13 protein-coding genes are annotated in these 12725 nt (G+C 58.8%); 5 read left to right on the top strand and 8 right to left on the bottom strand.

Annotated elements, in window-relative coordinates:
• Positions 1 to 101: 101 nt before the first annotated feature.
• From aspS to FIV38_RS12060, 4 genes are all read right to left on the bottom strand, one after another.
• Positions 102 to 1877, bottom strand: a complete 1776-nt coding sequence (aspS, locus tag FIV38_RS12075) for an aspartate--tRNA ligase (RefSeq protein ID WP_092237820.1) — start codon at positions 1875 to 1877, stop codon at positions 102 to 104.
• Positions 1878 to 1987: 110 nt separating this feature from the next.
• Positions 1988 to 2209 (bottom strand): FmdB family zinc ribbon protein, encoded by a 222-nt coding sequence (locus FIV38_RS12070; RefSeq protein WP_029300317.1) that lies wholly within the window; start codon positions 2207 to 2209, stop codon positions 1988 to 1990.
• Between the two features lie 163 nt (positions 2210 to 2372).
• The gene (locus FIV38_RS12065) at positions 2373 to 2723 is read right to left on the bottom strand and encodes a ribbon-helix-helix domain-containing protein (protein ID WP_029300318.1); all 351 of its coding nucleotides are present in this window, start codon (positions 2721 to 2723) and stop codon (positions 2373 to 2375) included.
• A 192-nt stretch (positions 2724 to 2915) separates the two neighbouring features.
• Complete coding sequence (locus tag FIV38_RS12060) at positions 2916 to 3389, bottom strand: Dps family protein (protein WP_029300319.1); 474 nt, start codon at positions 3387 to 3389, stop codon at positions 2916 to 2918.
• A 405-nt stretch (positions 3390 to 3794) separates the two neighbouring features.
• Here FIV38_RS12060 and FIV38_RS30695 point away from each other — a divergent pair, with 405 nt between their 5' ends.
• Positions 3795 to 4397, top strand: a complete 603-nt coding sequence (locus FIV38_RS30695) for a cold-shock protein (RefSeq protein ID WP_029300321.1) — start codon at positions 3795 to 3797, stop codon at positions 4395 to 4397.
• 81 nt (positions 4398 to 4478) lie between these two features.
• Here the strand turns inward: FIV38_RS30695 and FIV38_RS12050 are convergent, their stop codons facing one another.
• Positions 4479 to 4685: a SlyX family protein gene (locus tag FIV38_RS12050; protein WP_029300323.1), complete on the bottom strand. Its 207-nt coding sequence runs from the start codon at positions 4683 to 4685 to the stop codon at positions 4479 to 4481.
• A 3-nt stretch (positions 4686 to 4688) separates the two neighbouring features.
• Positions 4689 to 5114: an HIT domain-containing protein gene (locus FIV38_RS12045; RefSeq protein ID WP_029300324.1), complete on the bottom strand. Its 426-nt coding sequence runs from the start codon at positions 5112 to 5114 to the stop codon at positions 4689 to 4691.
• A gap of 728 nt (positions 5115 to 5842) precedes the next feature.
• On the opposite strand from FIV38_RS12045, the gene FIV38_RS12040 reads away from it, so the two are divergent.
• Positions 5843 to 7138 carry an OprD family porin gene (locus FIV38_RS12040; protein ID WP_092237826.1) on the top strand — a complete coding sequence of 432 codons (1296 nt, stop codon included), beginning with the start codon at positions 5843 to 5845 and terminating at the stop codon, positions 7136 to 7138.
• 174 nt (positions 7139 to 7312) lie between these two features.
• Here FIV38_RS12040 and FIV38_RS12035 read toward each other — a convergent pair whose 3' ends face one another.
• Positions 7313 to 8155 (bottom strand): mechanosensitive ion channel family protein, encoded by an 843-nt coding sequence (locus FIV38_RS12035; protein ID WP_092237829.1) that lies wholly within the window; start codon positions 8153 to 8155, stop codon positions 7313 to 7315.
• A 127-nt stretch (positions 8156 to 8282) separates the two neighbouring features.
• The gene (locus FIV38_RS12030) at positions 8283 to 8768 is read right to left on the bottom strand and encodes a YajQ family cyclic di-GMP-binding protein (RefSeq protein ID WP_029300327.1); all 486 of its coding nucleotides are present in this window, start codon (positions 8766 to 8768) and stop codon (positions 8283 to 8285) included.
• 137 nt (positions 8769 to 8905) lie between these two features.
• On the opposite strand from FIV38_RS12030, the gene FIV38_RS12025 reads away from it, so the two are divergent.
• From FIV38_RS12025 to FIV38_RS12015, 3 genes are read left to right on the top strand one after another with little or no spacing between them, the layout of a single operon-like run.
• On the top strand, positions 8906 to 9823 hold the full coding sequence (locus tag FIV38_RS12025; protein WP_092237832.1) for a putative 2-dehydropantoate 2-reductase: 918 nt from the start codon (positions 8906 to 8908) through the stop codon (positions 9821 to 9823).
• A 46-nt stretch (positions 9824 to 9869) separates the two neighbouring features.
• The gene (locus FIV38_RS12020; protein ID WP_092237835.1) at positions 9870 to 11906 is read left to right on the top strand and encodes a sensor histidine kinase; all 2037 of its coding nucleotides are present in this window, start codon (positions 9870 to 9872) and stop codon (positions 11904 to 11906) included.
• A gap of 2 nt (positions 11907 to 11908) precedes the next feature.
• The gene (locus FIV38_RS12015) at positions 11909 to 12487 is read left to right on the top strand and encodes a cob(I)yrinic acid a,c-diamide adenosyltransferase (RefSeq protein ID WP_092237838.1); all 579 of its coding nucleotides are present in this window, start codon (positions 11909 to 11911) and stop codon (positions 12485 to 12487) included.
• Positions 12488 to 12725: the final 238 nt, after the last annotated feature.

The following is a 12725-nucleotide window of genomic DNA, read 5'->3' as shown; positions in this document are numbered from 1 at the left end:
TCCCACCCCAGGCAGGATTTCCCTCTTTTAAACGCAAAGGCGCATCCGAAGATGCGCCTTTTTGACTGCGTACAACCTTATTGCGCTTTCACGCCGCAGCCTTACTCAGCCTTCGGCGCCTCGCGCAGACGGATGTGCAGCTCGCGCAGTGCCTTGGCATCCACCACACCTGGCGCCTGGGTCATGACGTCCGCAGCACTCTGGGTTTTCGGGAAGGCAATCACTTCACGGATCGACTGGGCACCGGTCATCAACATCACCAGGCGATCAAGGCCGAAGGCCAGGCCACCGTGGGGTGGAGCGCCGTATTTCAGGGCGTCGAGCAGGAAGCCGAACTTCTCTTCCTGTTCCGCTTCGTTGATACCCAGCAGGCGGAAGACCGACTGTTGCATTTCTTTACGGTGGATACGGATCGAACCGCCACCCAGCTCAGTGCCGTTGAGCACCATGTCGTAGGCACGGGACAGAGCGCCAGCCGGGTTGGCTTCCAGCTCTTGCGGCGTGCACTTGGGCGCGGTGAACGGGTGGTGCAGGGCGCTGAAGCTGCCGTCGTCGTTCTCTTCGAACATCGGGAAGTCGACGACCCACATCGGGGCCCACTTGCAGGTCAGCAGGTCGAGGTCGTGACCCAGCTTGATCCGCAGCGCACCCAGGGCTTCGCTGACGATCTTGGCCTTGTCGGCGCCGAAGAACACGATATCGCCATCAACGGCACCGACGCGATCGAGGATCACATTGAGCTTGTCTTCCGGGATGTTCTTGACGATTGGCGACTGCAGGCCTTCAACACCCTTGGCACGCTCGTTGACCTTGATGTAAGCCAGGCCCTTGGCGCCGTAGATGCTGACGAACTTGGTGTAGTCGTCGATCTGCTTGCGCGGCATGCTCGCGCCGCCAGGCACACGCAGTGCGGCGATGCGGCATTTCGGGTCGTTGGCCGGACCGCTGAACACCTTGAAGTCGACTTCCTTGAGCTGATCGGCAACGTCGACCAGTTCCAGCGGGTTACGCAGGTCTGGCTTGTCGGAACCGTAGCGGCGCATGGCCTCTTCGAAGGTCATGTGCGGGAACTCGCCGAATTCCAGGTCCAGCACTTCCTTGAACAGGTTGCGGATCATTTCTTCGGTCAGGCCCATGATCTCTTTTTCATCGAGGAAGCTGGTCTCGATGTCGATCTGGGTGAATTCAGGCTGGCGATCGGCGCGCAGGTCTTCGTCACGGAAGCACTTGGCGATCTGGTAGTAACGGTCGAAACCGGCAACCATCAGCAGTTGCTTGAACAGCTGCGGCGATTGCGGCAGGGCGAAGAAGCTACCGGCGTGGGTACGGCTCGGCACCAGGTAGTCACGTGCGCCTTCTGGCGTAGCGCGAGTCAGGATTGGCGTCTCGACGTCCAGGAAGCCATTCTCGTCGAGGAAGCGACGGATGCTGGTAGTCATACGCGAACGCAGGCGCAGCTTCTCGGCCATTTCCGGGCGACGCAGGTCGAGGAAGCGATAACGCAGGCGGGTTTCTTCGCCAACGTCAGAGAACTCGTTGAGTGGGAACGGCGGGGTTTCCGACTCATTCAGCACTTCCAGTTCGTAGCCCAGGACTTCGATCATGCCCGACGCCATGTTGGCGTTGGTGGCACCGGCCGGACGCAGGCGAACCTTGCCGGTGATTTTCACGACGTACTCGCTGCGCACGCGGTCGGCGGCGGCGAAGCTCTCGGCGCGATCCGGGTCGAATACCACCTGGGCCAGACCGTCACGATCACGGATATCGAGGAAAATCACCCCGCCATGGTCGCGGCGACGGTGAACCCATCCGCAAAGGGTGATTTCCTGACCTTCCAGGGTCTCGTTCAGTTGGCCGCAATAGTGGCTGCGCATCATGGTAGTGGTTTCACTTCTCGTAATTCGAAATTCGGTGGAGTTCCTGCTCGGGCACCGCACCTGTTGAGTCAGGCCACGGATAATGCAGGAGCTCGCGCGTAGAGTTCAACTCAGTCTGCTTTGTCGCCGCCCGCCAGATTCTTCTTGGCGCCGGTCTTGAAGTCGGTCTCGTACCAGCCGCTACCGCTCAGGCGAAAGCCCGGCATGGACAACATCTTTTTCAGTTCGGGCGCCCGGCAAGCGGGGCAATCGACCAACGGCGCGTCGCTGATCTTCTGAATGGCTTCCAATTGGTGACCACAGGAAGCGCATTGGTAATCGTACATGGGCATGGAGTATCTCGGCGATCACGTCACTGCTGCGCCACGCCCCGTACCAGCCGGGTGCGCAGCAAAGGGCGGGATTATATCCGTTAAATCGAGGCTGTGCAGCCGTAGCAACGTGCAGCGCACTATATAGAGAACCGCCCAGCCCCTGCACTACCGCGCAACCCGACTACATGAGGCCGGCCTGGCTTGTGGCCGATGCCTGCCCTTTGAGCGCATGAACCACACACACCACCCGGACCAGCCCGCTGAAATTCTTGACTCCGCCATAACGTAAATGCACTTCGCGATCCACGTACGACAGCAGCGCACTGATCGAGCAGGTATTGATCCTGGCAATCTCAGCAAGAATATTCCAATAGACTTCTTCAAGCCGCAGGCATGTCGAGAAACCATTTAATCGGACAGACCGCGACAATGGCCGCGCCAGCGCCATATCAAACCCTTTGACAAAGGGATCAATCTTGATCTTTTGAAAACCGGAAGTTTCCATCACACCATTACCCATACCACGCGACATACACTTGACACTCCCTTGCCAAACGGCTGTTGAATGAACTGCTCTTAGTTGCCGTTGAGCCTATAAAACATCAAGCAGCCACGAGCAGCCAGAAGACGGGGAGTCGGTGTGCGTAGGACAAGCCAACGTGAGTATCCGGAAGTGATCAGGCCAAGCCAGTGGCGCCTGCCAGGCACCACTGGCCCGTATGGTTTATTTGCCTTCGAGCAGCGAGCGCAGCATCCAGGCGGTTTTCTCGTGGATCTGCATGCGCTGGGTCAGCAAGTCCGCGGTCGGCTCGTCGCTGACCTTATCAAGCAACGGGAAGATCCCGCGCGCCGTCCGGGTAACGGCTTCTTGCCCATCGACAAGTTGCTTGATCATGTTTTCAGCGCTGGGCACGCCTTCTTCTTCCTTGATCGAGGACAAACGGGCATAGATGGAATAAGCACCCGGCGCAGGAAAGCCCAGAGCACGAATACGCTCGGCAATGGAGTCAACTGCCAGCGCCAGCTCGTTGTATTGCTCTTCAAACATCAAGTGCAATGTACGGAATTGCGGCCCCGTGACGTTCCAATGAAAGTTATGGGTTTTCAGATAAAGTACATAGGTATCTGAAAGCAGCCGTGAAAGTCCGTCAACAATGGATTTACGATCTTCTTCACTGATACCGATATCGATTGCCATGTCTATTCCCTTCAATTGATGAAAATTCATTGATCAGGTGCTTACCCACTCTAGCAAGAGTACCCGCCTTGCGCAGCCCTGACGCCGCAGCAGGCCTGCGGCAAATCGCCGTGTTACAGCGCGCGTAACCACGAGCGGCAGGGCGTGGCGTGGCAAAAAGCAGACTGACCTGTCTAGGACAAGGGTTTGCCGCACAAATGCCATGATCTTCGCAACGCCTTGAAACGCTTGATTTGAGAAGGCACAGGCTTTGCTGTTAAATAGGCAGCGTGTCGCCACCGCTATTTCCTGCGGCAAGCGGCATAGGCTGATAACCGCGCACGTGCCCAACGCCTCCCATTGTTCAGAAGCGAACCGTGCCAGTCAGCTCTTCCTTGTGATCCGTCTTAACGTGAGTTAATCAAAATGTTGAAAATCGTCCACCTGCTAACGGGCGCTGCAGCTTTGCTGCTGTCCTTTATCCCGAGCCTGCAACCAGAAAGCCTGCCGTACCTGCAACAACACGACGCGCTGTACCTGGCTCTGTTCGGCCTTCTCAACCTGACGCTGGCGCCAGTGATTCCCTACTGGAACAAAGGCACACGCCATCAACTGCAAAACCTGGTCAGCGCATTGCTGGTACTGACTGTCGTCGTACAAACCCTCACCCTCCTGGCCCCCATGCCTGAAGTCGGCGGCCATCCAGCCATCCTGCTCAGCCTGGCCATCGCTGTGGTCGCTATCGTTCTTCACCTGGCCATCAGCTTCTACCGTTCGTCTGCTCCGGCCACTTCGCAAAACTACGACATGACCAACCGGGATACCGGGACCGTCAAGTGGTTCAACACTTCCAAAGGCTTCGGCTTTATTTCCCGGGACTCGGGCGACGATATCTTCGTCCACTTCCGGGCTATTCGCGGCGAAGGCCATCGCGTTCTGGTAGAAGGCCAGCGCGTGGAGTTTTCCGTCATGAACCGTGACAAAGGCCTGCAAGCTGAAGACGTGATCGCCGCCCTGCCGCGTCGCTGATTCAGACCAGGCCCGAAAAAAAACCGCGATGCAGTTGAAACTGCATCGCGGTTTTTTATGGCCGCAAGTTTTCCCCTGCCCTCAATAATGAGGCGGCGGCGCCTCTTCCTCGGAGGATTCGAACTGCCCGCCCATTTCTTCCTGACGCTTGAGCAAGGCAGCCATCTGCAATTGCAGGCGCTCTACCGCACGCTGCTGGGCAACCAGGATGTCATTCAATGTCTCGATGGTGTCGTCCTGGAAAGCCAGGCGGCTCTCAAGGTCCATCACGCGGTCTTGCAGGTCCATGGTTCAATCCTGGGCAAAAGTGAATTCGGGCGGCATCAACTCCCGCAGGCGGGCTCGAATCAGCGCTACCTGGTCGTCGGAATAAGGTACCGCCGGGTGCCTGCCCCAGACCGGTGCGGGCCAGGCCGCATCGTCGCGCTTGCGCACAATCACGTGCACATGCAGCTGGTTGACCACGTTACCCAGCGCACCGATGTTCATCTTATCGGCGCCGAATCCGTCATTGAGCAGTTGCGCCAACGTGGTGGTTTCGTGCCACAACCGGGACTGGTCGCCAGCATCAAGCTGGAACACTTCGCTGATACCGGCAATGCGCGGCACCAGGATAAGCCAGAGGTAGTTAGAGTCGTTGGACAGCAGCAGCCGGCACAGGGGGAATTCCCCGATGGGCAAGGTGTCGTTTTGCAGACGTGGATCCAAGGCGAACACCGCAGGCACTCCGTTCGGCTAGTCAGTTTCAGGCGCCCAGCATACCTGCGAATGACGGCTGCTTCACGGGGCAATCGCCGCACATCCCATGGGCAATCTGCCGACCGCAAGCCAACGCACCAAAATGAGTCTTTTATGCCCCGCATCGGGCAGGGCCTATCCGCCGATTACTCACTGCGCAGGGTGAACCGGTAACATTTCTGACGGAAACGTATTTTCACCCGTTCGAAATCACGCACAACCAACGCCCCGAATTCCAAAAAAAACCACGCAAAAGCCCCGCATCCAGGCGGTTTTCACAGACTCAACACATTTTTCACGAAAAAATGACATCTGCCTGGCAGTTTGAGCACGCTTGTTGCATTCACTCCCATATCGTCGACAACGGCACCTGCCAGGAAGGCGGTGTTTCACGATAAAAAGAACAGTGAGTCAATACACAAACAGGAAGTTTTAAAACTTTGAACAGGGTACTTTGCACCTCTGTCCAGGGTATTAAAAACAGTATTGAAGTTGTCAGTCTGGCTACAAACAGACTGTAGATTTGCGACATGGATCTAGCAATTTACGACAGCCTCGTAAAGAAGCTGAAAGGACAGATGTGCAAGTATCGCCAATTATTGCCAGCGTGCTATAAGTTTGCGCTGTCACAAAAAAGAAAGAGCCGCCCAGACAAAAATACAGGTGGGACGGCAGTACTCTTCCTAAAACCAAAGGAGCAAATCACGATGCGCGTGATGAAGTGGAGCATGATCGCCCTCGCTGTTTCAGCAGGCACCTCACAGTTCGCAATGGCGTCCGCCCAAGATGATGCCAAGGGCTTTGTCGAAGACAGTACGTTCAGCATCAATACCCGCACCCTGTACTTCAGCCGAGATAACCGCAACAACAAGTCGGGTACGAGCTACACCCGGGAAACCGGCCTGGGCTTCAACGGTTTGTACCAGTCGGGTTTCACCCAGGGCACCATCGGTGTGGGTGTTGACGTTATCGGCCTGCTGGGCGTGAAACTGGACAGCGGCAGAGGCCGTAATGGCACCGGCCTGTTCCCGGAAGGTTCGGATGGCCGCTCAGAGGATGAATACTCCAAGGGCGGCGGCGCCATCAAGTTCCGCCTCTCCAATACCGTGCTGAAAGTCGGCGACCAGTACACCACCGCACCGGTATTCGCATCCGACGACAGTCGCTTGCTGCCAGAGCTGCCACAAGGTATCTCGATCGTCAGTAACGAGATCAAGGACCTCAAGCTGGAAGCCGGCCACTTCACTTCCAGCGTTGCCCAGGCGCAAACCTTCAAGGACAGTATCCTCGACTTCCCTGAAACCTCCCGAGGCATCAAGCAAGCCAATTTCGTGGGCGGCACCTACGGTTGGACGCCTGAGTTCACCACCAGCCTCTACTACTCGAAAGTCGAAGACTACTGGCGCAAATACTACGCCAACGTCAACTGGACCCACGCTCTGAGCGATGACCAGTCGGTGGCCGTAGACTTCAACATCTACGACACCAAGAGCGAAGGTGCCGGCCTGCAACGCGCCGCCAAAGACGACGTGACCAAACTCGACAACCGCGCGTTCAGCTTGCAGGGTGCCTACACCATCGGTGCACACACCTTCACCCTGGCTGCACAGAAGGTTACCGGTGACGGCGATTACGGCTACGGCATCGATGGCGGCGGTACAGTGTTCCTGGCCAACTCCGTGGCCCGTTCCGACTTCAACGCCGAAGGCGAGAAATCCTTCAAGGCCCGTTATGACATCGACATGGCCACCTTCGGTGTACCTGGCCTGAGCTTCCTGGCTGCGTATGTCACTGGTAGCGGCGCCAACACCGCCTCGACCTCGAACGGCAAAGAGTGGGAGCGCGACCTTGAAGCCAAGTACGTGATCCAGAGCGGCCCGGCCAAAGACCTGAGCCTGCGTATTCGCCAAGCGACTTATCGTTCGTCTGATGGTGTTTACTACGGTTCGGCGTCCATCGACGAACTGCGTCTGATCGCGCAATACCCGCTGAACATCTTGTAATCAAAGATGCCCGAGGGCTTCGGCTCTTAATGAAAAAGCCGCTCACTTTTAACCAGTGAGCGGCTTTTTTATTACACTTTTATTTCTGCGACCTTGATAACTAGCAAGCTAACTATCAAGTTTATTGCCGAGACGAAACCTGACTCTTCAGCCAAGTTAAATCCCTGTACCCGTTTATTTGGCAGGCGCTTCTTGCATCACGCGAATAACACGCTGCGGGAACGGGATATCAATTCCCGCCGCTTTCAAACGGTCACGCGCCAGTTCATTGAACATGAACATCACATCCCAATAATCCGCCGTCTTGGTCCATACGCGCAGGGAAACAGTGATTGAACTGTCGCCCAGGGTCGAAACCACAGCGACCGGCTCTGGGTCCGCCAGAACCCGTGGGTCCTTGGCCAGTTCCAGCAGCACTGCGCGGGCTTTCTGCAGGTCGGCTTCGTAGTCGACACCCACGTCAAACACCACCTTGCGGGTTGGCTGGCGGTTGGTGTTGGTGATGATGCCGTTGGACAAGATGCCGTTAGGCACGATGACCGTCTTGTTGTCGCCGGTACGGATCACCGTGTGGAAGATCTGGATGCTATCGACGGTGCCCGCCGTGCCCTGGGCTTCGATCCAGTCACCAATACGGAACGGACGGAACAGCAGGATCAGCACGCCACCGGCGAAGTTGGCAAGGCTACCTTGCAACGCCAGGCCAATGGCCAGGGTCGCGGCACCAATCGCGGCAACAAACGAAGTGGTTTCGACGCCAATCATCGAGGCCACGCTGACGATCAGCATCACCTTGAGCACGATGTTCGCAAGGCTGGTCACGAAGCCCTGCAACGCCAGGTCGGCATTGCGCAGGGCCAGCAGGCGCCCAACCTTGTGGGTCAGCTTGTTGATCAGCCACCAGCCAATGGCCAGGGTCAATACCGCCAGCAGCACCCGGCTGCCGTATTCCATGATCATCGGGACCCAGGCTTGGGAAGCCTTGATCAAATGATCCACTTCAGCATTCAAGTCCATCTAGATTCTCCTGTTTACCACTGCATATATAGGTCGCCACAGCAATTGAGCCCCGAAGGGCTCAATCGTTTCTGCAGGTGCTGGGGCGTGGGACGTCGAAAAGCCCCGCGGGTTCCCCAAAACCGGGTCAGTCGCGGAAGTTATTGAACTGCAGCGGCATATCGAAGGTCTTGGCGCGCAGGGCGGCAATCGCGTCCTGCAAGTCGTCGCGCTTCTTGCCGGTGATACGCACCTGCTCGCCCTGGATCGCGGCCTGGACCTTGAGTTTGGCATCCTTGACGTGAGCGACGATTTTCTTCGCCAGCTCCTTGTCGATACCTTCCTTGAGCACCGCTTCCTGCTTCATCAACTTGCCCGACGCATAGGCCTCCTTGACTTCAAGGCACTGCACATCGATCTTGCGCTTGACCAGGGCCAGCTTGAGGATCTCGATCATCGCTTCCAGTTGGAAGTCGGCTTCAGCGGTCAGGTTGACCGTCAGTTCCTTTTCCTTGAACTCGAAGCTGCCTTTGCCTTTCAAGTCATAACGACGGTCCAGCTCCTTGACGGCGTTCTCGACGGCGTTGGTGACTTCGTGCTTGTCCAGTTCAGATACCACGTCGAACGACGGCATGTAGTTTCTCCAATAAAAAAGGGGCGCGGCTCAGTAGAGATGGAGCGCGCCTGGCTTGCGGGTAAAATGCCGGGGCATTATAACGATTCTTTACCCTGAGCTGCTTGGCTCACCCAAAGGCCGACGGAGCAAAATTGATGTCCACCACCTGGCATGTCCTCGGCGCCGGCAGTCTCGGTACGTTATGGGCCGCACGCCTGGCCCGTGCAGGCTTGCCTGTCACACTGATCCTGCGCGACCAGGCACGCTTGGCCCGCTATCGGACAACGCCCGGGCTGACCTTGATCGAGCAGGGGCATGCCCAGTCGTACCCGGTTAGTGCACAAACATCCGACAGCCCCGAGCCGATTGATCGCCTGCTGGTCGCGTGTAAAGCCTACGACGCACCTGGCGCCGTCGCACAGCTGGCCCGACGCCTGACACCCAATGCCGAGGTGATCCTGCTGCAGAATGGCCTGGGCAGCCAGGATGCGGTTGCCGCGCAACTGCCCCAGGCCCGGTGTATCTTCGCCTCCAGCACCGAGGGTGCGTTTCGCCAGAGCGATGGCAGTGTGGTATTCGCCGGTCATGGCTTTACCTGGCTCGGTGACACTACCCATCCCACGGCGCCGCTGTGGCTGGACGATTTGGAGGCCGCCGGCATTCCCCACCAGTGGAGCACCGATATCCTCACGCGCCTCTGGCGAAAACTGGCACTCAACTGTGCGATCAATCCACTGACCGTGCTCTATCAATGCCGCAATGGCGGGCTACAGCAGCACCAATGCGAAGTAGCGACCCTGTGTACCGAACTCGCTGAACTGCTGGAGTACTGCGGCCAGCCAGCGGCGGCGCAGGACCTGCAGACCGAAGTGGCGCGGGTGATCCAGGCGACGGCAGCGAATTTTTCGTCGATGTACCAGGATGTGGCCAGCGGCCGACGCACTGAAATCCGCTACCTGCTCGGCCATGCCTGCCAGGCTGCCTTGCGCCATCGCCTGAGCCTGCCGCACCTGCAACAACTGCACGTGCGCCTGGCCGGTTACCTGGACGCACGCGGATTGCCCAGCGACTGAAGCACGCGCTACCCTGCCCACTTGATCCTTGCCTGCGAACAACCTGATGCCACTGCGCCAGCGTCTCGAAAATCTCCCCGTTGGGCAGAAACTGCTGGCGGCCCTGCTGGTACTGCTGACCACCGTGCTGCTGGTGGCCAACCTGACCTTTATCAGCGCCGCCTACTGGATCTCCCAGGAAAGCATGGCCCCCCAGGCTCTGCAGGCAATTGGCCGACTGGTTTCCAATCCGGCCCTCGCCGCGCAAGCCCTGGACTCTCCCGCCAAGGCCGATGCCCTGCTCAACGAGCTGACCAGTTACTCGCCACTGCGCGCGGCGGCCCTCTACGACGGCGAAGGCAGCCGCCTGGCGCAGTTGCAACACGGTGACCGCCTGCAATTGCCGGCGCACTATCGTGACATCGAAGCCTGGCGGGTCACCGAGTTTCGCAGCAATCAAATCATCACCCTGCCCCGCCCCGGCCTGCCCTCGGGGCACCTGCTGCTGGTGGCCAGCAGCGAACTGCCGGTGGCCTTCTACACCGGCACTCTGACCGCCAGCCTCGGCATCCTGGTTTTCAGCATCCTGCTGTGGATGGTGATCGCCCGGCAGATCAAGCGCCTGATTACCCGGCCCATCCACGAGTTGGAAGAGTTGTCGCGCCAGGTCACCCGCGAGGAGAACTACGCGTTGCGGGCCGGTCGCGGCAACCATGACGAAATCGGCAGCCTGGCCGAAGCGTTCAATACCATGCTGTCACGCATCGAAGCCCGCGAGCAGCAACTCAAGCGCGCGCGGGACGACTCCCAGGCCGCCTATGACCAGGCCCAGGGCCTGGCCGAGGAAACGCGCCATACCAACCGCAAGCTGGAACTGGAAGTCCAGGTGCGCAGCAAAATCGAGAAAAAACTCACCGGGTTCCAGAATTATCTCAACAGCATCATCGACTCCATGCCCTCTGCCTTGATCGCCCTGGACGAGCAGCTTTACGTTACCCAATGGAACCAGGAAGCCAGCGCCCTTTCCGGCACACGCCTGGACCAAGCGCTGAACCAGCCAATCTTCCTCGCCTTCGAACCGCTCAAGCCCTACCTGCCCCAACTCAAGGCCACGGTGGAGCAACATACGGTGGAGCGCATCGAGCGCGTCACCTGGATCAAGGACGACGAGCCCAAGCACTATGCCCTGACCTTTTACCCGCTGATGGGCGGTGCCGGGCGCGGGGTGGTGATCCGCATCGATGACATCACCCAGCGCCTGTCCCTGGAAGAAATGATGGTGCAGTCAGAGAAGATGCTGTCCGTCGGCGGGCTGGCCGCCGGCATGGCCCACGAAATCAACAACCCCCTGGGGGCGATCCTGCACAACGTGCAGAACATCCGCCGACGCCTATCGACAGACCTGCCGAAAAACCTGGAGCACGCCGAGCAGGTGGGCGTGGAACTGGAAACGGTGAACCGTTACCTGCAAAGCCGCGAGGTGCCGCAATTGCTCGACGGTATCCAGCAAGCCGGGGCCCGCGCGGCGAAAATCGTCACCCATATGCTCAGTTTCAGCCGCCGCAGCAACCGCCAGATGGCGCCTTGCGACCTGCCAGCCCTGATCGATCAGGCCGTGGAGATCGCCGGTAATGACTTCGACCTGGCGATCGGCTTCGACTTCAAGGGCCAGGCGATCATTCGCCAGTTCGACCCAACGCTGGGCCCGGTGCCCGGCACCGCCAACGAGCTGGAGCAGGTACTGCTCAACCTGCTGAAAAACGCCGCCCAGGCCATCCACCTGCGCGAAGACGACAGCGAGCCAGGGCGCATCATCCTGCGCACCCGGCTCAACCCGCCCTGGGCCGAGATCCAGGTGGAAGACAATGGCATCGGCATGAGTGAGAGCGTACGCAAACGCACGTTCGAGCCGTTCTTCACCACCAAGGAAATCGGCCAGGGCACGGGGCTGGGCTTGTCGGTCTCGTACTTCATCATCACCAACAATCACAAGGGCCAGATGGAGGTTCACTCCACCCTTGGCCAGGGCACCTGCTTTACCTTGCGCCTGCCGTTGGCCGGCAGCCAGCTTGCCCCCCTCGAACTGACTCAACTGGAGCACTGACCATGGGCTTTCGCCTGTCGAAAATTTACACCCGTACCGGCGACAAAGGCGAAACCGGCCTGGGTGACGGTCGCCGCGTGCCCAAGGATCACCCCCGGGTGGAAGCCATCGGCGAAGTGGACAGCCTCAACAGCCAATTGGGCCTGCTGTTGGCCGGGCTCGAGGAGCAAAGCGGCCAGCATCCTGCGTTGAAGGATGTGGTCGAGGTCCTGACACCTTGCCAGCACCGACTGTTTGACCTGGGTGGCGAGTTGGCGATGCCGGTCTACAAGGCACTGAATGCAGGCGAAGTGGACCGTTTGGAAGCCGCGATCGATCGCTGGAATGAAGAAGTGGGGCCTTTGGAAAACTTCATCCTGCCCGGCGGTTCGGCACTGATTGCCCAGGCCCACGTATGCCGCAGCCTGGCCCGCAGCGCCGAGCGCCGCTGCCAGCAGTTGAATGCACTGGAGCCGTTGGAAGGCGTGGGATTGGCGTATATCAATCGGCTATCGGATTTGCTGTTTGTGGCAGCGCGAGTAATTGCCAGGCGCCAGGGGATTGCGGAGATTTTGTGGCAGGCGGCAGCTAAGCCGCACTGAGGTTTTGTAGAGCTTTATCGGGCCTCATCGGTATCTACACAATTTTGCCGCAGCGCATAAACCCTGGCAGAGAGGGCTGTTGTGGCGAGCGGGCTTGCCCCGCGCTGGGCTGCGAAGCAGCCCCAAAACCAGCCGCTACGGAGTGTCTGATACATACTGGGGCTGCTTCGCAGCCCAGCGCGGGCGATGCGGCGTTCCGACAAGCCCGCTCGCCACAGGGGAGGTCGTCAGTGTCTGA

The sequence above is a fragment of the Pseudomonas proteolytica genome (genome assembly GCF_007858275.1).
Lineage (GTDB): Bacteria > Pseudomonadota > Gammaproteobacteria > Pseudomonadales > Pseudomonadaceae > Aquipseudomonas > Aquipseudomonas proteolytica.
The sequence above is the reverse complement of the archived record's forward strand: the minus strand, read 5'-3'. Positions and strand labels throughout refer to the sequence as shown.

What these genes read in the sequence shown, in the direction of transcription:
- aspS (WP_092237820.1), bottom strand. Translation starts at nt 1,877, where the DNA reads ATGATGCGCAGCCACTATTGCGGCCAACTGAACGAGACCCTGGAAGGT.
- FIV38_RS12070 (WP_029300317.1), bottom strand. Translation starts at nt 2,209, where the DNA reads ATGCCCATGTACGATTACCAATGCGCTTCCTGTGGTCACCAATTGGAA.
- FIV38_RS12065 (WP_029300318.1), bottom strand. Translation starts at nt 2,723, where the DNA reads ATGTCGCGTGGTATGGGTAATGGTGTGATGGAAACTTCCGGTTTTCAA.
- FIV38_RS12060 (WP_029300319.1), bottom strand. Translation starts at nt 3,389, where the DNA reads ATGGCAATCGATATCGGTATCAGTGAAGAAGATCGTAAATCCATTGTT.
- FIV38_RS30695 (WP_029300321.1), top strand. Translation starts at nt 3,795, where the DNA reads ATGTTGAAAATCGTCCACCTGCTAACGGGCGCTGCAGCTTTGCTGCTG.
- FIV38_RS12050 (WP_029300323.1), bottom strand. Translation starts at nt 4,685, where the DNA reads ATGGACCTGCAAGACCGCGTGATGGACCTTGAGAGCCGCCTGGCTTTC.
- FIV38_RS12040 (WP_092237826.1), top strand. Translation starts at nt 5,843, where the DNA reads ATGCGCGTGATGAAGTGGAGCATGATCGCCCTCGCTGTTTCAGCAGGC.
- FIV38_RS12035 (WP_092237829.1), bottom strand. Translation starts at nt 8,155, where the DNA reads ATGGACTTGAATGCTGAAGTGGATCATTTGATCAAGGCTTCCCAAGCC.
- FIV38_RS12030 (WP_029300327.1), bottom strand. Translation starts at nt 8,768, where the DNA reads ATGCCGTCGTTCGACGTGGTATCTGAACTGGACAAGCACGAAGTCACC.
- FIV38_RS12025 (WP_092237832.1), top strand. Translation starts at nt 8,906, where the DNA reads ATGTCCACCACCTGGCATGTCCTCGGCGCCGGCAGTCTCGGTACGTTA.
- FIV38_RS12020 (WP_092237835.1), top strand. Translation starts at nt 9,870, where the DNA reads ATGCCACTGCGCCAGCGTCTCGAAAATCTCCCCGTTGGGCAGAAACTG.
- FIV38_RS12015 (WP_092237838.1), top strand. Translation starts at nt 11,909, where the DNA reads ATGGGCTTTCGCCTGTCGAAAATTTACACCCGTACCGGCGACAAAGGC.